Genomic DNA, 20178 nt, shown 5'->3' with positions numbered 1-20178 from the left:
GGCGCCGTTACCGTTCGCGCAGGCGCGGCATCAGTTCGACGAAATTGCAGGGCTTGTGGCGGCTGTCGAGCTGGTCCTTGAGAATGCCGTCCCAACCGTCCTTCACCGCGCCGGTCGACCCGGGTAGCGCGAAGATATAGGTCCCGCGGGTGACGCAGGCGCACGCCCGCGACTGAACGGTCGACGTCCCGATTGACTTGAAGCTGAGCCAGCGGAACAGTTCGCCGAAGCCGGGAATCATCTTCTCGGCGATCCGCTCGACCGCCTCGGGTGTCACGTCGCGGCCGGTCACGCCGGTTCCGCCGGTGGTGATGACGCAATCGATCGTCTCGTCGTCGATCCAGCGGTGCAATACCGCCATGATCAGCCCGACGTCGTCCTTCACGATTTCACGATCGGCAAGGATATGTCCGGCTTCGCTCAGACGCGCCGTCAGCGTGTCACCCGAACGATCCTCGGCGAGGCCGCGCGTATCCGAGACCGTCAGCACGGCGATGCGCACCGGGGTGAACGGCGCGTCGAAATCAATTGGCACTGGCGACCGCCTGACGACTATTGCTCGAGCTCAGACGAACCGCGGGGGCGCCGGGCAATCCCGGGAAGCGCGGCCACAGACCCTGCGCAAGCGCCGAGCGGCTAACCGATGCCTTGCGGCCGGTCTGCGTTTCATAGACCCAGTAGTTGCGCAGCACGGTCGTGACATAGCCACGGGTTTCCCAGTACGGGATCGATTCGATATAGAGCAGCGGGTCACCGTCGTCGCGGGCCTGCAAGTTCCACAGCTGCACCGGGCCGGGCCCGGCGTTATACGCTGCGATCACCTTCGGCAGCAGGCCATTGGTGCAGCTCTGGTCACGCAGCTGCTCGAGATAGCTCTGGCCGACCTCGAAATTGGTGCCCGGGCGCGATAGGGCGCTGCGATCGAAGACCCTCCCTTGCTTGCGCGCAATGTCGGTCGCGGCGCTCGGCATCACCTGCATCAGGCCATACGCCCCGGCCTTGCTCACGACATCGGTCCTGAAGCGCGACTCCTGGAGTGCGTGCGCGAAGACCAGCGCCTTGTCGACGCGCCAGCCGCCGTCGGGCGCCCAGTTCGGCGAGGGGAAGCGCGCTTCGAGCGGCGGCGATGCGCCGAGCGGGCCGTTATGCGACAGCCACACCAGCGTCGACGGCAGGTCGAGCGCGGAGGTCAGCCGGACGAGTGCCGGATATTCCGCCGCATTGCCGATCCGAGCCTGCTGCTTGATGACCTGATCAGCCAGGCCGGTCTCACCGATCTCGACCAGTGCAGCGGCTACGCGAACGTTGGGACGGCGCTCGAGCGTCTGCCAGTCGCCGGCAAACGCCTTGGCGCTCGATGGAAGTGGGGCTTCCTTGATCGCCAGCGCCTGGCGGGCAAGCAGGCCGTAGAAGGTCTCGCGATATTGCGCGGCGTTCTTCAGCCGTGCCTCGACCCGGTCCGGACGCCCACATTGCATGTCCGCCCGCGCCGCCCAGTACAGCCCGGCCGAACGCAGATCGGTATCACCCGCGCGGGCCGCGACGTTTTCGAACGCGGTACCTGCGGCGACGCAGTCATGCTGCCGCCACGCTGCCAGCGCTCCGACCCACATCGCCTCGACCGCGAAGTCGCCATAGCCGGTGGACGCCTTGGCAGCCATCGCGCGGGCGTTATTGTCGTCGCCAGCGAGGTAGTACATCCACGCGACCTTGCGCTGCCACTCGGTGATCGAGTCCTGCGAAAGCCCGTAGGTCGATTCGAGCAACGCCTGTGCTTCCGCGCCACGATCGTCCTTGACCAGCGGCTGCATCTTGATGGCAAGTTCGGCGGCGGTCATGTCGCCCGCAACGATGCTGCGTGCCCGTTTGCGCGCCGGCGCACCGTCGATCCAGATCAGCGCGCGGGCCTCGGGCAGCGGGGGCAGCCCGATCCCGCCACGCGATGCGGCCATGGTCGCGATCTGCTTCGCCTGGGGCAGTTCCGGCGCATCGGCCAGCAGCTTGAGCAGCGGGTCGAGATCGGCCTTGGGCGATCCCTTCGCCGTCACCAGTTCGGCGCGCGCGATCGCGTGGAGCGGTCCCGGCTTCATCGAATCCAGCGCCAGTTGGGCATCGAGCCAGCGCTGATCGCGGATCGCGGCGAACACCGCGCGATAGCCATCGCGCTGCTCCGGATCGAGCTGCGGCGGAATGGCGGGCCGGGCGACACTGGTTTCGATACCGGCGGGTTCGCCCGCTGCGAGCGCGGCCCCCGGCGCGAAGACGGCGGTGCCGGCGAGCGCCAGCGCAACCGTCAGGAATTTTTTTCCGCTCATGCGTCCAACCCTGCGATCAGCATTTGTAAATCCTTCCAGGCGCGCGCTTTTTCGGCAGGCCGTTCGAGCAGGAGACGCGGGTGGTAACTCGCCACCGTCTCCACCGCGACCGATGCCCCGGATTGTCCAACTTCCACATTAACCAACTGCAAACTGCCTCGCGATCGCGTCACATCTGCCCCGGTGAGCGCACGGCTCGGCGCGTTCCCTAGCACAAACAGCCGCTTCGGTGCCACTATTGCGACATGATGCCGAATCAGCTCGCCCAAACGCGTCTCGATTTCGGGAGCAATCCGCCCGGCGACCGGTCGAATGGTGCACATCGGCACGACATATACGCTGTTCCGGTCGCGCCCGATTGCCGCGAGCATCCGGTCGAACAGGCGACCCGCCGCGCCGCTGAGCAGCGTACCCGATTCGGCATCCTCGCGATCGGGGACGTCGGTGATCACCATAATAGCCGATTGCGGATTGCCGCTCGTAGCGATCGGCGATCCGGCCCATGTTGCTTCAGGGGCGTCCGGTCCGGTCCGCCACGCCGCGAAGGCGTCGATGGTGGCGGGCAGCGCCTGCACCACCGGTACGGCGGCTTCCGCTACGACACGTCGCTTCGTTTCGCGCACGACCGGGGCGGGGGCGGCGGTCCAGTCGCGCGGCAGCTCGTCCGCAAGCGTGTCGACTCCGGCCTCACGCCACCAGTCGAGCGTGCTCGCGACCGCAATTTGCCAATCGATATTCTGGTCTGCCCCCATGGCTTCCTTAGAGTCCTATGTTGACGCGAAGGTCAATTCACTGGCACTCGGTTTTTATGGCGATGGGGCCGGACGTTCCGCGCGCGCGACGAGACCGCGCCGCCCTATCCGCAGTGGAGAGATACCTTGAGCGACACTGAAACCCAGCGTGAGTCGATGCCCTATGACGTTGTGATCGTCGGAGCGGGCCCTGCCGGCCTATCCGCCGCGATCCGCCTCAAACAGGTCGCGGCCGAACGTGAAATCGAATTGTCGGTATGCGTCCTCGAGAAAGGCTCGGAAGTCGGCGCGCACATCCTGTCGGGTGCGGTGATCGACCCGAAATCGCTCGACGAACTGCTGCCCGAATGGCGCACGATGGGCTGCCCTCTTGCCGAGGTGCCGGTGACCGACAACCAGCACTGGATGCTGTCCAAGCGTGGCAAGACCGCGGTGCCGCATTTCATCACCCCGGGCTTCATGCACAACAAGGGCACCTACACCGGCAGCCTAGCCAATCTGTGCCGCTGGCTGGCGGGGCAGGCGGAGGAGCTCGGGGTCGAGATCTTCCCCGGGTTCGCCGCGGCCGAGGTGCTCTACAACGACGATGGCTCGGTGAAGGGCGTCGCAACCGGCGACATGGGGATCGCGCGCGACGGTTCGCACAAGGGCGACTATACGCCCGGGCTCGAGATTCACGCGAAGTACACTTTCCTGAGCGAGGGCGCGCGCGGATCGCTGTCGAAGCAGATCATCGCGAAATACGATCTTGCCAAGGACAGCCAGCCGCAGGTGTACGGCATCGGCATCAAGGAATTGTGGGACATCGCGCCCGACAAGCATGTTCCCGGCCGCGTGATCCATACGCAGGGCTGGCCGCTCAACGAGACGCCGGGCTCGAACGGCGGGGGTTTCCTTTACCATCAGGCGAACGGCCAGGTCGCGCTCGGCTTCGTCACGTGGCTGAGCTATACCAATCCCTACCTTTCGCCGTTCCATGAGATGCAGCGCTGGAAGACGCACCCCGCGATCGCCGAGATCCTCAAGGGGGCGAAGCGCGTCTCCTACGGCGCGCGCGCAATCAGCGACGGTGGCTTGCAGTCGATCCCCAAGCTGGCGTTCCCGGGTGGCGCGTTGATCGGCTGCTCGGCCGGGTTCCTCAACGTCCCGCGCATCAAGGGCACGCATACCGCGATGAAGTCGGGCATGATGGCCGCCGAAGCTGCGGTCGAGGCGATCGCCTCGCAGCGCGCGCATGACGAACTGGCCGCATACCCGGCTGCGTTCGAGCAGAGCTGGGTCAAGAAGGAGCTGTCGGTCGTCCGCAACGTCGTGCCGCTGGTCGAGAAGTTCGGCGAACTCATCGGGTCGGGCCTCGCCAACGCGACGATGTGGCTGGAGAGCTGGGGAGTGAAGATGCCCTTCACGATGAAGCATCATGCCAACCACAAGACGCTGTGGCGCAAGGATCAGGTCAAGCCGATCATCTACCCCAAGCCCGATGGCGTGCTGACCTTCGACCGGCTGTCGTCGGTGTTCATCTCGAACACGAACCATGAGGAGAACCAGCCGGTTCACCTCAAGCTCGCCGATCCCGACATCCCGGTGAAGTACGACCTGCCGATGTATGACGAGCCGGCGCAGCGCTATTGCCCGGCGGGTGTCTATGAGATCGTCGGTGCGGAAGAGGGCAACCCTAAGTTCGTCATCAACGCGCAGAACTGCGTCCATTGCAAGACGTGCGACATCAAGGACCCGACCCAGAACATCAACTGGACGGTGCCGGAAGGCGGCGGCGGGCCGAACTATCCGAACATGTGACGGGCTCTCCTCGGCGCCGGCCGCCATCCGGACGGAGGCCGGGGCCCGGTCGTCAGCCGGGCGCGGCGGTGCAATGGGGCGCTGGAATCGTCAGGGGTGTTTCACCACCATGCCAGCCCGGGCCTGCGCCGGGGTGACGGCCAGCCCCCGTTGAAGCGGTCCCGCAGCGCGCGGGGCCGATCCTGAAAGCCGTTGTTATCCCCGGTGCGTATCACCATAAACCGGCCACGACTGAGCCCCGTCCTTCGCCGGGGGAGTGGAATTTGCAAGACTGGCCTTGATGATCACTGAACGTGCGCCCGCCAAGATCAACCTCGCGCTTCATGTCCGCGCGCGTCGCGCGGACGGTTACCATGAACTCGAGACGTTGTTCGCTTTAGTGGCGGATGGCGACACGGTGACGCTCGCGCCCGGTCCGCTGTCACTGACCATTACCGGACCGTTCGCCGCTGGCCTGTCGGGCGAGGGCGACAATCTCGTGCTGCGCGCCGCGCGCGGCTTTGCCGGGCGGTTCGGGACCAGCGTCGGCGGCGCCTTCACGCTCGACAAGCATCTGCCGGTCGCTTCGGGGATCGGCGGGGGGTCGGCAGATGCGGCCGCCGCGCTCCGTGCGCTCGCGCGGGCGAACGACATCGCGACCGATGATCCGCGCCTGTTCGACCTTGCGGCAGACCTAGGGTCCGACGTGCCGGCATGCCTGCTCGGGCGGACCGCGTTGGGGCAGGGACGCGGCGAGCGGCTCGACCCGCTCGACGGGCCAACCGGCATGCCGGCGCTGCTGGTCAATCCGGGCTTAGCGGTTTCCACGGCGGCGGTGTTCAAGGCATGGGACGGGGTCGATCGCGGCGCGATGCCCGATGGCGACGTGCTGTCGCTCGCGCTTGCCGGGCGCAACGATCTCGAAGCCCCGGCGCGCGCGCTGGCACCCGAGATCGATGCTGTGCTCGCGGTGCTGAGCGACGGCGTTCCGGTGCTGGCGCGCATGTCGGGATCGGGCGCGACGTGCTTTGCGTTGTACGCGACCGTAGCCGATCGCGCGGCCGCCGCGGCCCGGATCCGCGCCGCCCATCCCGCGTGGTGGTGTCTCGAAACGGCACTCGCGTGACGGTTTTCCGTATCGGAATGGGACCCGTTCCGCGGCCCATGTGGCCGAATCGTCGGAAATCCGGGAATGGCCCGGTGCTTGCTGCTGGGACGCACGATGGGTCCGCCGCCCCCCGTGGTACGCCCATCGATGGTCCGCGTTTCGGCCGCGCGCCATCCTGGATGCGGGGCGGCAAGGGCAACCTTGCCGCCCCCACGCCCCAATGACCGTCGCGCGCATCCTTGAAGGGGAGCCCGGCGGCATCCTGCTGATCTGTGATCACGCCTCGAACGCGGTGCCGTCCGGGATCGACCTCGGCGTCGCGCCGGCGTTGCTCGACAAGCATATCGGCGTGGATATCGGCGCCGCACCGTTGACCGAGGCGCTGGCCGAGACACTCGGCGCGCCGGCGATCCTGGCCACGGTCTCGCGACTGGTGATCGATCTCCATCGCCAGCCCGACCATCCGGGGCTGATCCCAACGCTGAGCGATGGCCACGCCATTCCCGGAAACGAGGGCGTCGATCGGTTCGAGCGGATCGCGTTCCTGTACGGCCCCTATCATCGCGCGATCGAGGCACGAATCCGCGCGATCCGGCCGACGCTGCTCGTGTCGATCCACAGCTTTACGCCGCAACTCGAAACCGCGGTTGGGCCAATGCGCCCGTGGGAGATCGGCATCCTGTCGAACCGCGATCGACGCGCGGCGGACCTGGCCTTGCCCTTGCTGGCGGCTCAGGGGCTGGTCGTAGGGGACAATGAGCCTTATTCGGGCCGGGTGCTCAACGCGACGCTCAACCGGCACGGCGAGGCACGGGGGATCGCCAGCATCGCGATCGAAATTCGCAACGACCTGATTGCAGACGGCGAGGGCGTTTGGCGTTGGAACGACATTCTCGCCCCGATTCTTAGCGATATACGTAATAGACTTGCGCCGGAGGGGCTTCTCGCGACATAGGCGCGCGCATGACACGCACTTTCGATAAATCGAGGCTCCCCAGCCGTCACGTTTCGGTGGGACCCGAGCGCAGCCCGCATCGCAGCTATTATTACGCGATGGGGATCGCTGAGGAGGATATCGCCAAGCCGTTCGTCGCCCTGGCGAGCGCCGGCAATAACTCCGCGCCGTGCAATACCACGCTCGATGCGCAGGCCGATGCCGCGCAGGCGGGTGTCATCAGTGGCGGCGGGATGCCGCGGCGATTCAACACGATCACCGTGACCGACGGAATCGCGATGGGCCACCAGGGGATGAAGTCCTCGCTCGTCAGCCGCGAAGTGATCGCCGATTCGGTCGAGCTGTCGGTCCGTGGGCATTGCTATGACGCGCTGGTCGGGTTCGCCGGGTGCGACAAATCACTGCCGGGAATGATGATGGCGATGCTACGGCTCAACGTGCCCAGCATCTTCGTCTATGGCGGCTCGATCCTGCCGGGTCGCTTCCACGACAAGGACGTGACGGTCGTGGACGTGTTCGAGGCGGTCGGCAAATATGCCGCGGGCGGGTGCCCGTTGCAGGAGCTGATCGAGCTCGAGAAGGTCGCATGTCCCGGCCATGGCGCATGCGGTGGCCAGTTCACCGCGAACACGATGGCCTGCGTCGGCGAGGCGATCGGCCTGTCGCTCCCCAATTCCAACATGATGCCCGCACCGTATCGTGGCCGCGACGAGATCGCGATCGCGGCGGGGGATCAGGTCATGGAACTGATCGCGCGCAACATCCGTCCGCGCGACATCTGCACGCGCGAGGCGTTCATCAACGCGGCGCGCGTCGTCGCGGCGACCGGGGGGTCGACCAACGCCGCGCTGCATCTCCCCGCGATGGCGAGCGAGGCTGGGATCGAATTTGATCTGTTCGACGTAGCTGAGGCATTCAAATCAACACCTTACATCGCTGATCTCAAGCCTGGCGGAAAGTATGTCGCCAAGGACATGTACGAAGCCGGTGGTGTCTACATGCTGATGAAGACGATGCTCGCGGGCGGTTTCCTCGACGGCAATTGCCTGACGGTGACCGGCAAGACGCTCGGCGAGAACATCGATCAGGTGACGTGGAACCCCGACCAGAAGGTCATCTACGACGTCAAGACGCCGCTGTCGGCGACCGGCGGCGTGGTCGGGCTGCGCGGATCGCTCGCGCCCGATGGTGCGATCGTCAAGGTCGCGGGGATGCACCGGCTTCAGTTCGAAGGTCCGGCGCGCGTGTTCGATTGCGAGGAGGATTGCTTCGCCGCGGTCGAGGCGCGCGCGATCAACGAGGGCGAAGTGATCGTCATCCGCTACGAAGGGCCAAAGGGTGGCCCCGGCATGCGCGAGATGCTGTCGACCACGGCAGCGCTCTATGGTCTTGGGCTCGGCGAGAAGGTCGCGCTGATCACTGACGGGCGCTTCTCCGGCGGAACGCGCGGTTTCTGTATCGGTCACGTCGGCCCCGAGGCGGCCGAGGGCGGCCCGATCGCGCTGGTCGAGAATGGTGACATGATCCGGATCGACGCCGAGGCCGGGACGATCGACCTCGACGTTCCGCCCGAGACGCTCGCGGACCGCAAGGCGAACTGGTCCGCCCGCGTCAACGATTACCAGTCGGGTGCGCTGTGGCGCTATTCGCAGACGGTAGGTCCTGCCTATAAGGGTGCGGTCACGCACCCTGGAGCGGCAACCGAACGGCATGTTTACGCGGATATCTAGTCTGGTCCTGTCCGCCCTCCTGCTTGCCGGCTGTGGCGAGCGGGAGGACGACCATACCGTCCGCGCGCAGCAAAATGCCGAGCTACCAACGGTGTTCTGCGCGCATGGCGGCACGTCGCAGCTTGTCCGCGCGTGCACGATCGAGCGAATGCAGACGCAATCCGGCGTGGTGCTGACGCTGCGGCATGCCGACGGTGCGTTCCGGCGATTGCTGGTAACGCACGATGGTCGCGGCGTGATCGCCGCGGACGGCGCGCAACAGGCGGTGGTCCGCGTGCTTGGAGCGGGGGAGGTCGAGGTCGGCGTAGGCGGCGATCGCTATCGCTTGCCAGAGGCGGTCAGGGGCGTACCGAGCATCCCATGAAACCGATGGAAGGAACCGTCCTGCTCACGGCCGCAGCAATGCGGCACGCGGAAGCGCAGGCGATGGCTGCGGGCACCAGCGTCGACAGCCTGATGCTGATGGCCGGTCGTGCTGTCGCCGAGGCGGTACGGCGGCTCGCCGGCAATGCCGACATCCTCGTCGTCTGCGGGCCCGGCAACAATGGCGGCGATGGCTATGTCGCCGCGTCCGCGCTGCGCGCTATGGGGCTGGTGGTGCGCGTCGCCGCATCGGGCCCGCCGGGGAGCGAAGCCGCGCGCGCTGCCCTGGCGCGCTGGACGGGTGCGGTCGAGCCGCTGGCCTCCGCTGCGCCCGCGCCGATCCTGGTCGATGCGGTGTTCGGGACCGGTTTGTCGCGTCCCCTCGCGGCGGGGCTCGCGGAGGCGCTGCTCAGGCTGTGCAGCGGCGCGCGGCTGACGATCGCGGTCGACTTGCCGAGCGGGGTGGCGACCGACAATGGCGCGGTACCCGGCGACGCGGTCGTTGCGGACGTGACGCTGGCGCTAGGTCATGCCAAGCCGTCGCATCTGCTGGTTCCCGCGGCGGCGCACTGCGGGGCGGTACGGGTGCTCGACATCGGTCTGGGCACCGTCTCCGACCAATCGCTGCGCGTTGCTAGCCGTCCGGCGTTTCTCACCGATCCCGGTTCTTCGGCGCACAAATATACGCGCGGCATGGTTGCCGTGATCGCGGGGGCGATGCCCGGCGCGGCGGAACTCTCCGCCGAAGCGGCGCTGCGGGCGGGCGCGGGCTACGTCCTGCTGCTGGGCGATACCGGGACCACCGTGCCGCACGCGATCGTCCGGCGGGGCTTCGACGAGGCCGCGCTGGCCGACCCGCGGATTGGCGTGATCGTCATCGGTCCCGGTCTGGGGCGAGACGATCGGGCGGCCCGTTTCCTGGATACCGCGCTTGCGGCGAAGGCCGCGTTGCTGATCGATGGCGACGCGCTGCACCTGCTTGACGCGGCGCGGCGCGCGATCGTTCGTGAGCGCACCGCGCCGACGATCCTGACGCCGCATGAAGGCGAATTCGATACCGTTTTTGGCAAGAGCGATGCCCCCCGGATCGAACGCGCCCAACGCGCGGCGCAGGACGTCGAGGCAATCGTCGTCTTCAAGGGCGCGAGTACGATCATCGCCGGCCCGGATGGACAAGCGATCGTGACGCCGCCGGCCGACCCTTGGCTTTCGACCGCGGGGACTGGCGACGTCCTTACCGGGGCGATCGGCGCGCTGGTCGCTGGACGCGCGCTGTACGACGTGCCGCTGCTCGACATGGTTGCCGCCGGTGTATGGCTTCACTCGGAAGCGGCGCGTCGGCTCGACCGTGCCTTTATCGCCGATGATCTTGCACACGCGCTCAGCGTCGCTAGGGCGAACGCATGACCGATACCATCGTACGAGTAGCGGCGCGCGGTGACGGCGTGACCGCCGACGGCCGTCATGCCGCCTTCGCCGCCCCGGGCGACCAGCTGACTGCGGACAATGTGGTGGTTCCCGGCCCGCACCATCGGACCCCGCCCTGCCGGCATTTCCCCGAATGCGGCGGGTGCCAGCTGCAGCATCTCGACGATGCGAGTTATTCCGACTTCTTGGTCGACCGGATCGCGGGCGCGTTGGCCGCACAGCATCTGCAGGCGGACATCCGCCGCCCGCTGCTGTCTCCGCCGCGCACGCGGCGGCGGGCGACCTTGCATGCGGAGGTAAAGGGGGGAACGGTCAAGCTTGGGTTCAGCGCATCGGCGAGCCATGAGATCGTGGATCTCAGAGAATGCCACGTCCTGACGCCGGGTCTGTTCGCGTTGCTCGCGCCGTTGCGCAAGCTGCTGGTGCGCACGCTCAAGGGCAGGGCGCGCGTTCATTTGACCGAAGTCGATCAGGGCGTCGATCTGCTGATCGAGGGGACACTCGCCGACGGTCTAGCCGTCGCCGAGGCGATGACGGCGTTCTGCGCCAGCTATGCCATCGCCCGGCTATCGATCGACGACGGCCTCGGTCCAGAGACCCGCTGGGAGCCCGAAGGCGTGACGATCACCCTGGGGGACGTCGCGGTGCCGTTCCCGCCCGCCGCCTTTCTCCAGGCAACGCGCGAAGGCGAAGCGAGCCTGATCGCGGCGGTGCGTGAGGCGATCGGACCAGTGCGCGGCGCGACCGCGGATCTGTTCGCCGGGCTGGGGACGTTTGCGCTCTCGCTCGCTGGGAAGGTTTATGCCGCAGAGGCCGGGCGCGATGCGATCCTCGCGTTGCAGGCCGGCGCGAGCCGCGCCGGGCGCGCCCTGTTCACCGAGCATCGCGACCTGTTCCGCCGACCGTTGACCAGTGCCGAATGTTCGCGCTTCGCCGCGGTCGTGCTCGATCCACCCCGCGCCGGCGCGCGCGAGCAAATTGCCCAGCTGGCCGCGTCAACCGTTCCCGCGATAGCGTATGTTTCGTGTAATCCCAGTAGTTTAGCCCGGGATGCGGAGATATTGTACAAGGGCGGTTACCGGATAGAATGGATCCAACCGGTCGGCCAGTTCCGCTGGTCGACGCATGCCGAACTGGCGGCGCTGTTCCGGAAGTAGCGTCCAAGCGGTCACGGCTTCTCCGCCAGCCAGACGCCCGCGTCTTCGCACGCGGGGTCCGCCACGACATGCGCAATCATCGTCAGCCCGCTGCGCGCGATCGCCGCGGAGTAATTGGCGGCCTCGAGGTCGGCGCGGTAGGGCGAGCCGTCGCGATAGTCGCGGCGGCTCGGATCGAGATCGGCCTGGGCATTGAACAGCATGCGTCCTCCCGGCTTGAGCCAGGTGGCCGCGCGCATCGCCATCGCGGCGCGGTCGTCGTGACTGAGCCACGTCAGGGAATTCCAGGCGAGCACCGCATCGAACGTCTCGTCGAGTTTGATCGTCCGCATATCGCCCTTGATCCAGCGCCCGCGCGGGAAGCGCGTAGTTGCCAGGGCGATGACCGACCCCGCCGCGTCTACCCCCGTTACCGTGAACCCCCGGTCGAGCAGGTAGCGCGCGACCGGTTGGCCATCGCCGCAGCCGAGGTCCAGGACAGCGGCGCCATCCGAAAGTGGCGCGAGAAGGCGGTCCACCCATCCCTTCGCGGCGAAGCCGCCGTGGCGTCCGCGTTCAGCCACGGCCCGTTGGAACCGCATTGCGAATTGGCCGTTGTTTAGCTGGGAGTAGCGGATGTCGGCTGTCGACATCACTCGATACGGAAAGGATTGAAGCCATGGGCGAACTCATCGACAAGATCAAAGGCAACGTCAACGAGGCCATTGGCAAGGTAAAGCAGGAAAGCGACAATCCTGAAACCAAGGCTGACGGCGCGGCGCAGGAAGCCAAGGGCAAGGCCCAGCAGCTCGGCGGCAAGGTCAAGGGCGCGCTCGGCGACGACATCTGACCTTTTGCGTTACCGAAATTGAACAAGCCGCGCCGGGCAACCGGCGCGGTTTTTTCTATATCTCGAGCATGGCGCCGGCGGTGATCGCTCGCATATCGGTCTTGAGGTGCAGCAGGCGAACGCCACGTTCTGCTTTCGCGCGCGCCAGCGCCGGACCGAACTGGTCGGTCGTTTCGATCGTCTCCGCCCAGCATCCATAGGCGCGCCCAAGCGCCGCAAAGTCTGGGTTTTGCAACCGCGTACCACTGACGCGTCCGGGATAGTCGCGCTCCTGATGCATGCGGATCGTTCCGTAGCCGCCATTGTCGATCACCACGACGAGCAGGTCGACGCCATGCGAGACGGCGGTCGCAAGTTCCTGTCCGTTCATCAAGAAGCATCCGTCACCGGCAAGCGCGACGACGGTGCGCGTTGGATGTCGCAGGGCGGCGGCGGTCGCAGCAGGCACGCCATACCCCATGGCACCGGCGGTCGGCGCCAATTGGGTGCCCGGCCCGGCATAGCGCCAATAGCGATGCCACCAGCCCGAATAATTGCCCGCGCCATTACAGATGATGGCGTCCACCGGCAGGGCACAACGCATCTCGGCAACGCAAGGCCCGAGGTCGAGCGCGATGCGATCGCGCGGGGCGGGCGTAGACCAGGCTAGATACTCCGCGTGCGCCACTGCGGCGTCGCGCGGGGTACAGGTAATCGAATGCAGGGCATCACCAAAGGATGCCATATCCGCGCAAATCGCAAGGTCGGTGCGATAGGTCTGGCCGAGTTCAGTGGGGTCGGGGTGAACATGGACCAGTCGCTGTCCCGGATGATCCGGCGTGATCAGCGCATAGCCGTCGGTCGTCGCTTCGCCCATGCGCGGGCCGACGATCAGCAACAGATCAGCCTCGCGGACCCGCTGTGCCAGCTTGGGGTTCGGCCCATAGCCGAGATTGCCCGCCCAGACGGGGCAATCGTTGGACAGTGCATCCTGGCGGCGGAACGCGGCGGCGACGGGCAGCGCGGCACGTTCGGCCCAGGCGCCAAAAGACTCGGCGGCGCGCGCGCTCCATCCCGCCCCGCCAACGATCGCGAGTGGCCGTTCCGCGGCGTCGAGCAGGCCGGCGAGGGCATGCAATTGGAACGGATCGCAGGCTTGCACGACGGGTTCGGCCCGCGGGCGATCGACGGCTTGGACCAGGTCGAGCAGCATGTCCTCTGGCAGGGCGAGTACCACAGGACCGGGGCGTCCCGACATGGCGACGTTCCAGGCGCGCGCGACATATTCGGGGATGCGGCGCGCGTCGTCGATCTTGGCGGCCCATTTTGCGATCGGTGCGAACATCGCGGGAAAATCGATTTCCTGGAATGCTTCGCGATCCCGCGTACCGCGGTCGACGTCGCCGATGAACAGCACCATCGGCTGCGAATCCTGCATGGCCACGTGAACGCCGATCGACGCATTGGTCGCGCCGGGCCCACGGGTCACGAAGGCGACCCCCGGACGACCCGTGAGCGTGCCATCGGCGCAGGCCATGAAGGCGACGCCGCCTTCCTGGCGGCATACGACGAGGTCGATTTGCGGGGTATCGTGCAGCGCATCGAGCACCGCAAGGAAGCTCTCGCCGGGCACGGTGAAGATGCGATCGCAGCCCTGCGCAAGCAGGTTATCGACAAGGATTCGGCCGCCGGTGCGGTGAGGAAGGGTCGTCATGCCCGGGTTGTAGCGAGCGTTGCCGCAGCCGCAAAGCGTGCGGGGACGATTATCACCGGCGTCGCGAATGTCGGAAAACTTTACACTGATCGTGGCGCGGGCCCGGCCGTTAACCACCGAGCGACGGCATTTGCGCCATTCCATTCATCTGGCACGGCCTGTGCTACCCTTAACGCAGCCGAGCGATTACGCTTCAGCAGGGCGGGTCAGCGCTGAGAGCGCGACCCGCCCGACCCGGCCTCAGTTCGCCTTTGCGACACCCTGTTCTTCGAGCAGGGTAGCAAGTTCACCGCTCTCGTACATTTCCATCATGATGTCGGACCCGCCGACGAATTCGCCCTTCACGTAAAGCTGCGGGATCGTCGGCCAATCCGAGAAGGTCTTGATCCCCTGACGGATCCCCTGGTCCTGCAACACGTCGACGCTGTCGAACTCGACGCCAATATGGTTAAGGATGGCAATCGCCCGGCTCGAAAAACCGCACTGCGGAAACAGCGGACTGCCCTTCATGAACAGCACCACATCGGACTTGCCAACCAGTTCGGCGATACGGGTCTGAGATTCGTCGGTCATTGTCATCACTCCTGAACAGGGACGGCGGTGGTCAGTTGCAGCGCGTGGAGCACGCCGCCCATCCGCTCGCCCAGCGCGGCATAGACGGCGCGCTGTTGCTTCAACCGCGGTTGCCCGCGAAAACTCTCGGCGGTGACGCGCGCGGCCCAATGGTCGCCGTCACCCGCCAGATCGGTCATCTCGACGTGCGCGTCGGGGATCCCCGCCACGATCAACGCCTCGATTTCAGATCCGGACATGGGCATTATTGAGCCTCCATCAACTGGCGACGTGCCTCGACCGTCTTTTCCTCGATCGTGCGGCGGATCGTCGCTTCGTCGATGGCGACGTTGGCGGCGGTCAGGTCGCTGACTAGCTTGCGAATGACATCCTCGTCACCGGCTTCCTCGAAATCGGCCTGGACGACGGCGGTGGCGTAAGCATCCGCCTCCTCCTTGGTCAGTCGCATCTCGGTTGCGGCCCAATGGCCTAGCAGGCGGTTACGCCGCGCGACGATGCGGAACGCCATTTCCTCGTCGCGCGCATATTTGGTCTCGAAGGCGCGCTCGCGATCGTCGAAGCTGGTCATGTGCCGTTGGTCCCCGGAAAACGGTAGGAAAGGATGTGACCGAGATAGGGGCAGCGTCGCCCCGGTGCAACGCATCGTCGTCGCAACCGTTCGACGACGATTCCGCGTCGGAGAATCGCGCGAGTTCGGGTAGGGCGGGAACGGTATGGCTTCATCACCTCCAAGACGCGTAGTGTTCGAGCGCCTGTCCGACCCCGTCACACCGGACGATTCCGGGCGGTCCCTGCCGGAGGCGCATCGCAGCGTTAAGGTCTGGGAGACGGGCGACCCCAAGCGGTCGCGCTGGCGGCAATGGCTGGGGTTCGCCGGCCCGGGCTTTCTCGTTTCGGTCGGGTATATGGATCCCGGCAACTGGGGCACAGACCTCGCTGGCGGGAGTCAGTTCGGCTATGCGCTGCTGTGGGTCATATTGTCGTCCAACCTGATGGCCATTTTTCTGCAGGTGTTGTGCGCCAGGCTCGGGATCGTGACCGGGCGCGACCTGGCCCAATCGTGCCGCGATTATTATGCCAAACCGGTGGCGATTGCCTTGTGGCTGTTGTGCGAGGTGGCGATCATTGCCTGTGACCTGGCCGAGGTGGTCGGCTCTGCCGTCGCGCTCAACCTTTTGCTGGGGCTACCGCTGCTTTGGGGGGTGGTTCTCACGGGTCTTGATGTGCTGCTGTTGTTGCTGCTGATCAACCGGGGCTTCCGCAAGATCGAGGCGGTGGTGATCGTTCTGGTTGCGACGATCGGCTTGTGTTTTGCCTATACGATGGTGCTGGCGAAACCGGACTGGAGCGCGGTTGCGCTGGGCGCGGTGACCCCGGTCATTCCGAACACCGCGGCGTTGCTCATCGCGCTGGGCATCCTTGGTGCCACGGTGATGCCGCACAACCTGTATCTGCACTCATCGATCGTACAGACTCGCGCGTTCGGGACCGGCAAGCGCGACGTCAAGGCGGCGCTGACCTTCAACACCATCGATACGGTGCTGGCGCTTGGCATGGCTTTTTTCGTGAACGCGGCAATTCTGATCCTCGCCGCAGCGGTCTTCTGGCGCAACGGCATGGTGGTGAGCGAGTTGCAGGAAGCGCACCAACTGCTTCGTCCTGCGTTGGGCGGGGTGGCCGCAACAGCCTTTGCGCTGGCGCTCCTCGCGTCAGGGCAGTCCAGCACGATCACCGGAACACTGGCCGGGCAGATCGTGATGGAGGGATTCCTGCGCATCCGCGTCGCGCCGTGGCTGCGACGATTGGTAACGCGGGGCCTGGCCATCATCCCGGCGGTAATCGTCATTTCCGCGACAGGCGGGAAAGACACCGTCGGACTGCTCGTGGTGAGCCAAGTCGTGCTGTCCATGCAACTGCCGTTCGCAATCTTTCCGCTGATCATGGTGACAAGCAGTCGCGCGCGGATGGGCGAGTTTGCCAATCCCGCTTGGGTAAGAGTAGTCGGCTACACGATCTGCACGCTCATCGCGGGGCTGAACGTCTATCTCGTGTGGGAGACGATCGGACCGATCTGGGTCGCGGTCATCGCGGCAGCGATCCTGGGGTTCGCGGCGTATGTGCGGTTTTTCTACACGCCGCCGGTCGAGGCCGCAGGGTAGTAGCGGGCGGCTCGGAAGGACAAGCAACAAGGCTGGGTTCCCGCGTCGGGCGGGACCCAGGGCGTTCGTGATGCGCCGGCGGCCCGGGCGTTCTGCGCTCCGGGCGCGTTCCCCGCTCTGCTACTCGTCCGCGACCGTCACCACCAGTTTTCCGATCGCGCCCCGTGCGGCCATCTTGGCAATCGCCTTGCCGCCATCTTCGAAGGCGAAGGTTTCCGTTACGCGCGGCATGATCTTGCCGTCCTTCCACAGTCGGAACACGCGATCGATATGCGCCCGATTCGCCTGCGGGTCCCGCGCCGCGAACGCGCCCCAGAACACGCCGCACACGTCGCAGCTTTTCAGAAGCGTCAAATTGAGCGGCAGCTTGGGAATGCCCGCCGGAAAGCCCACTACCAGGTAACGTCCCTCCCAGCCGATCGATCGGAGCGCAGGCTCGGCATAATCACCGCCGACTGGATCATAGATGACGTCGTAGCCGCCCATGCCGCCGGCAGCCTTGAATTGCTCTGCAAGCGCCTTGGACTGGTCCTTGTCGAACGGTGCACGGGCGTAGACGATCGTTTCGTCCGCGCCGGCGTCCCGCGCGGCTTGTGCTTTCTCGTCGGAAGAGACGGCCGCAACGACCCGCGCGCCGAACGCCTTGCCAAGCTCGATCGCGGCAAGCCCGACCCCGCCCGCCGCGCCGAGCACGAGCATCGATTGTCCCTCTGCCAGATGGCCTCGGTCGAGCAGCGCGTGGATCGTCGTGCCATAGGTCAGCAATAGCGACGCCCCCTCGGCGAAGCTGCGTCCGTCGGGCAGCGCAAACAGGCTTGTCGCGGGAAGGGCGATCTTTTCGACCAGGCCGCCCGATCCGGTCGTGGCGATGACACGGTCTCCCGCCGTCCACTCGGTGACGCCCGCCCCAACGCTTTCAACGACGCCGGCGATTTCGCTGCCCGGGGCGAAGGGGCGGGGTGGCTTGAACTGGTATTTGTCCTCGATGATCAGGACATCGGGATAGTTGATGGAGCAGGCCTTGACCGCGACGACAACCTGACCGGGTGCCGCGACCGGATCGGGCAGTGTATCGATGGTTAGGGTTTCAGGTCCGCCCGGCGCTTTCGACAAGAGTGCTCGCATCCGCCCGTTCTCCGCTCATCCACGGCCGGTGTTCGTTTACCCCGGCTTCGTATTTCGAAATCGCGGTATCTCTTGCCAGTGTCAGGCCGATCTCGTCCAGCCCTTCCATCAGGCATTGCCGACGGAATGCGTCGAGTTCGAACGGGAAGCGGTCTTGATACGGCGTAGTGACGGTCATCGTTTCGAGGTCGACCGTCACCGGCTGATCCTGTGCAACCGCGATCAGGCGATCGATCTGTTCCTGCGGCAGCGCCACCGTCACGATCCCGTTCTTGAACGCATTGCCCGAAAAGATGTCGGAGAAGCTGGGTGCAATGACGGCGGTGATGCCCATGTCGGCTAATGCCCAGGCGGCGTGCTCGCGGCTGGATCCACAGCCGAAATTGTCGCCGGCGATCAGGATGGGCGCACCCGCGTAGCGGGGATTGTCGAAGATGTTGTCCGGCTTGGCCCGAACCGTCTCGAACGCGCCCTTGCCGAGGCCGTCGCGCGTCACGGTCTTGAGCCAATGCGCCGGAATGATGACGTCAGTGTCGACGTTCTTCTGGCCCCACGGATAGGCCGCGCCCGAGACATGCGTAACCGGCTGCATCACTTGGTCCAATTCCCGACGACTAATGGAGGCCCGGCCAACGCGGCCGGCCGTTACCGCGCTTTGGCCGCGATGGCGTCATTCGCGTTCGTACGCGCGCTCGCAGCATAGGCCGCGATACCGCTCAACAATGTACCCATGACCAGCAATACCAGAACGCGCTTCATATGGTGTCCCCCCCGGACTTCGAGACGAGGTCGCGTACGTCGCTTAATCGTCCGGTGACGGCCGCTGCTGCGGCCATCGCTGGCGAGACCAGGTGCGTACGCGCCCCCGGACCCTGACGTCCTACGAAATTCCGATTCGAAGTGGAAGCGCACCGGAGACCGGCCGGTACTTTATCGGGGTTCATTGCCAGACACATAGAGCATCCCGGCTCGCGCCATTCAAATCCGGCGGACAGGAAGATGCGGTCAAGCCCCTCGGCTTCCGCCTGTCGTTTGACCAGTCCCGATCCGGGCACGACCAACGCGTGGACCCCATCGGCGACGCGCCGTCCGTTCGCGACATGCGCGGCGGACCGCAGATCCTCGATCCGGCTGTTGGTGCAACTGCCGATGAAGACATAGTCGATGCCGACATCCTGCATCGCGGTGCCGGCCGTCAGTCCCATATACTCGAGCGATTTGCGGGCTGCATCGCGCTTCGCGGGATCGACAAAGCTGTCCGGGTCGGGGACGCGGCCCGTGATCGCAACGACGTCCTCCGGGCTGGTGCCCCAGGTGAGCAACGGTGCAATATCGGTCGCGTCCAGCGTGACGACCCGATCATAGCGCGCACCCGCGTCGCTGGGCAGAGTTTGCCAATAGGCAACCGCCTTGTCCCAGTCATCGCCCTTGGGCGCCATCGGCTTGCCTTGGAGATAGGCGAATGTGGTCTCGTCCGGCGCGACGAGGCCGGCGCGCGCACCGCCTTCGATCGACATGTTGGCGACGGTCAGGCGCCCTTCGATCGACATGCCGCGAATGATCGAACCGGTATATTCGAGGACATGGCCGGTCCCGCCCGCCGCGCCGATCTCGCCGATGATCGCGAGAATGACGTCCTTGGGGGTAATGCCAAATCCTAGCGTTCCATCGACGCGGATCTCCATGGTCTTGGACTGGCTGAGCAGCAGCGTCTGCGTCGCGAGCACATGCTCGACCTCGCTGGTTCCGATACCGAACGCGAGCGCGCCGAGCGCGCCATGGGCCGACGTGTGGCTGTCGCCGCACACCAGCGTCGTCCCGGGCAGGGTAAAGCCCTGCTCGGGACCGACGACATGGACGATCCCCTGCGCGGCGGCGACCGCATCGATATAGTCGATTCCGAAGTCCCGCGTGTTACGTTCGAGCGCATCGAGCTGCGCCGCGCTTTCCGGATCGGAGATGGGCAGGCGGGCGCCGTCGCGGTCGCGACGCGCGGTGGTGGGCAGGTTGTGGTCCGGTACGGCCAGAGTGAGATCGGGACGCCGGACCGAGCGGCCATTGGCGCGCAATCCGGCAAAGGCTTGCGGGCTGGTAACCTCATGCACGAGGTGACGATCGATGTAGATCAGGCATGTTCCATCGTCGCGGCGTTCCACGACGTGATCGGACCAGATCTTTTCGTACAGGGTGAGGGGACGGCTAACCATGGCGG

At 65.9% G+C, this 20178-nt stretch carries 20 protein-coding genes; 9 read left to right on the top strand and 11 right to left on the bottom strand.

Annotation, left to right across the window (positions count from 1 at the left end):
* Positions 1 to 7: 7 nt before the first annotated feature.
* From moaB to L8G49_RS01290, 3 genes are read right to left on the bottom strand one after another with little or no spacing between them, the layout of a single operon-like run.
* The gene (gene moaB / locus L8G49_RS01300; RefSeq protein ID WP_242181971.1) at positions 8 to 535 is read right to left on the bottom strand and encodes a molybdenum cofactor biosynthesis protein B; all 528 of its coding nucleotides are present in this window, start codon (positions 533 to 535) and stop codon (positions 8 to 10) included.
* Complete coding sequence (locus L8G49_RS01295) at positions 525 to 2315, bottom strand: lytic transglycosylase domain-containing protein (protein ID WP_242181969.1); 1791 nt, start codon at positions 2313 to 2315, stop codon at positions 525 to 527. Before L8G49_RS01295 ends, moaB begins: the two co-directional genes overlap by 11 nt.
* The gene (locus L8G49_RS01290; RefSeq protein ID WP_242181967.1) at positions 2312 to 3067 is read right to left on the bottom strand and encodes a uracil-DNA glycosylase; all 756 of its coding nucleotides are present in this window, start codon (positions 3065 to 3067) and stop codon (positions 2312 to 2314) included. The genes L8G49_RS01295 and L8G49_RS01290 overlap by 4 nt, the downstream gene beginning before the upstream one ends.
* Before the next feature lie 156 nt (positions 3068 to 3223).
* On the opposite strand from L8G49_RS01290, the gene L8G49_RS01285 reads away from it, so the two are divergent.
* The 7 genes from L8G49_RS01285 to L8G49_RS01255 all read left to right on the top strand — a co-directional run bounded on the left by L8G49_RS01285 (position 3224) and on the right by L8G49_RS01255 (position 11587).
* Entirely contained in the window at positions 3224 to 4867 is a 1644-nt protein-coding gene (locus L8G49_RS01285) for an electron transfer flavoprotein-ubiquinone oxidoreductase (protein ID WP_242137868.1), read from the top strand.
* A 280-nt stretch (positions 4868 to 5147) separates the two neighbouring features.
* Entirely contained in the window at positions 5148 to 5972 is an 825-nt protein-coding gene (locus L8G49_RS01280; RefSeq protein WP_242181965.1) for a 4-(cytidine 5'-diphospho)-2-C-methyl-D-erythritol kinase, read from the top strand.
* A 202-nt stretch (positions 5973 to 6174) separates the two neighbouring features.
* Complete coding sequence (locus L8G49_RS01275; RefSeq protein ID WP_242181963.1) at positions 6175 to 6909, top strand: N-formylglutamate amidohydrolase; 735 nt, start codon at positions 6175 to 6177, stop codon at positions 6907 to 6909.
* An 8-nt stretch (positions 6910 to 6917) separates the two neighbouring features.
* The gene (gene ilvD / locus L8G49_RS01270) at positions 6918 to 8639 is read left to right on the top strand and encodes a dihydroxy-acid dehydratase (RefSeq protein WP_242181961.1); all 1722 of its coding nucleotides are present in this window, start codon (positions 6918 to 6920) and stop codon (positions 8637 to 8639) included.
* Entirely contained in the window at positions 8620 to 9003 is a 384-nt protein-coding gene (locus L8G49_RS01265; RefSeq protein ID WP_242181959.1) for a hypothetical protein, read from the top strand. Before ilvD ends, L8G49_RS01265 begins: the two co-directional genes overlap by 20 nt.
* Entirely contained in the window at positions 9000 to 10409 is a 1410-nt protein-coding gene (locus L8G49_RS01260; protein ID WP_242181957.1) for an NAD(P)H-hydrate dehydratase, read from the top strand. Before L8G49_RS01265 ends, L8G49_RS01260 begins: the two co-directional genes overlap by 4 nt.
* A complete protein-coding gene (locus L8G49_RS01255; RefSeq protein ID WP_242181956.1) occupies positions 10406 to 11587 on the top strand; it encodes a class I SAM-dependent RNA methyltransferase in 1182 nt (393 codons plus the stop codon). Before L8G49_RS01260 ends, L8G49_RS01255 begins: the two co-directional genes overlap by 4 nt.
* Positions 11588 to 11598: 11 nt before the next feature.
* Here the strand turns inward: L8G49_RS01255 and L8G49_RS01250 are convergent, their stop codons facing one another.
* A complete protein-coding gene (locus L8G49_RS01250; protein ID WP_242181954.1) occupies positions 11599 to 12150 on the bottom strand; it encodes a class I SAM-dependent methyltransferase in 552 nt (183 codons plus the stop codon).
* 95 nt (positions 12151 to 12245) lie between these two features.
* Here L8G49_RS01250 and L8G49_RS01245 point away from each other — a divergent pair, with 95 nt between their 5' ends.
* Positions 12246 to 12416, top strand: coding sequence for a CsbD family protein (locus tag L8G49_RS01245; RefSeq protein WP_242137163.1), 171 nt, complete (start codon positions 12246 to 12248; stop codon positions 12414 to 12416).
* Between the two features lie 55 nt (positions 12417 to 12471).
* Here L8G49_RS01245 and L8G49_RS01240 read toward each other — a convergent pair whose 3' ends face one another.
* The 4 genes from L8G49_RS01240 to L8G49_RS01225 form a co-directional block, all read right to left on the bottom strand.
* Complete coding sequence (locus L8G49_RS01240; protein ID WP_242137162.1) at positions 12472 to 14109, bottom strand: thiamine pyrophosphate-binding protein; 1638 nt, start codon at positions 14107 to 14109, stop codon at positions 12472 to 12474.
* A gap of 240 nt (positions 14110 to 14349) precedes the next feature.
* On the bottom strand, positions 14350 to 14682 hold the full coding sequence (grxD, locus tag L8G49_RS01235; RefSeq protein ID WP_242137161.1) for a Grx4 family monothiol glutaredoxin: 333 nt from the start codon (positions 14680 to 14682) through the stop codon (positions 14350 to 14352).
* Positions 14683 to 14687: 5 nt separating this feature from the next.
* Positions 14688 to 14927 (bottom strand): BolA/IbaG family iron-sulfur metabolism protein, encoded by a 240-nt coding sequence (locus L8G49_RS01230; protein WP_242137160.1) that lies wholly within the window; start codon positions 14925 to 14927, stop codon positions 14688 to 14690.
* Positions 14927 to 15250, bottom strand: a complete 324-nt coding sequence (locus L8G49_RS01225) for a DUF1476 domain-containing protein (protein WP_242137159.1) — start codon at positions 15248 to 15250, stop codon at positions 14927 to 14929. The genes L8G49_RS01230 and L8G49_RS01225 overlap by 1 nt, the downstream gene beginning before the upstream one ends.
* A 145-nt stretch (positions 15251 to 15395) precedes the next feature.
* Between L8G49_RS01225 and L8G49_RS01220 the strand changes: the two genes are divergently transcribed.
* Positions 15396 to 16841: an Nramp family divalent metal transporter gene (locus L8G49_RS01220; RefSeq protein ID WP_242181952.1), complete on the top strand. Its 1446-nt coding sequence runs from the start codon at positions 15396 to 15398 to the stop codon at positions 16839 to 16841.
* Between the two features lie 120 nt (positions 16842 to 16961).
* Here L8G49_RS01220 and L8G49_RS01215 read toward each other — a convergent pair whose 3' ends face one another.
* The 3 genes from L8G49_RS01215 to leuC all read right to left on the bottom strand — a co-directional run bounded on the left by L8G49_RS01215 (position 16962) and on the right by leuC (position 20173).
* The gene (locus L8G49_RS01215; RefSeq protein ID WP_242181949.1) at positions 16962 to 17966 is read right to left on the bottom strand and encodes an NADPH:quinone oxidoreductase family protein; all 1005 of its coding nucleotides are present in this window, start codon (positions 17964 to 17966) and stop codon (positions 16962 to 16964) included.
* On the bottom strand, positions 17929 to 18558 hold the full coding sequence (gene leuD, locus L8G49_RS01210; RefSeq protein ID WP_242181947.1) for a 3-isopropylmalate dehydratase small subunit: 630 nt from the start codon (positions 18556 to 18558) through the stop codon (positions 17929 to 17931). Before leuD ends, L8G49_RS01215 begins: the two co-directional genes overlap by 38 nt.
* 163 nt (positions 18559 to 18721) lie before the next feature.
* On the bottom strand, positions 18722 to 20173 hold the full coding sequence (gene leuC / locus L8G49_RS01205) for a 3-isopropylmalate dehydratase large subunit (protein ID WP_242181945.1): 1452 nt from the start codon (positions 20171 to 20173) through the stop codon (positions 18722 to 18724).
* Between the last annotated feature and the right edge of the window lie 5 nt (positions 20174 to 20178).

Origin of the sequence: Sphingomonas sp. CARO-RG-8B-R24-01 (assembly GCF_022662295.1) — a bacterium.
Taxonomy (GTDB): domain Bacteria; phylum Pseudomonadota; class Alphaproteobacteria; order Sphingomonadales; family Sphingomonadaceae; genus Sphingomonas.
Note: the sequence above shows the minus strand (reverse complement) of the source record. Positions and strands in the feature narration are given on the sequence as shown.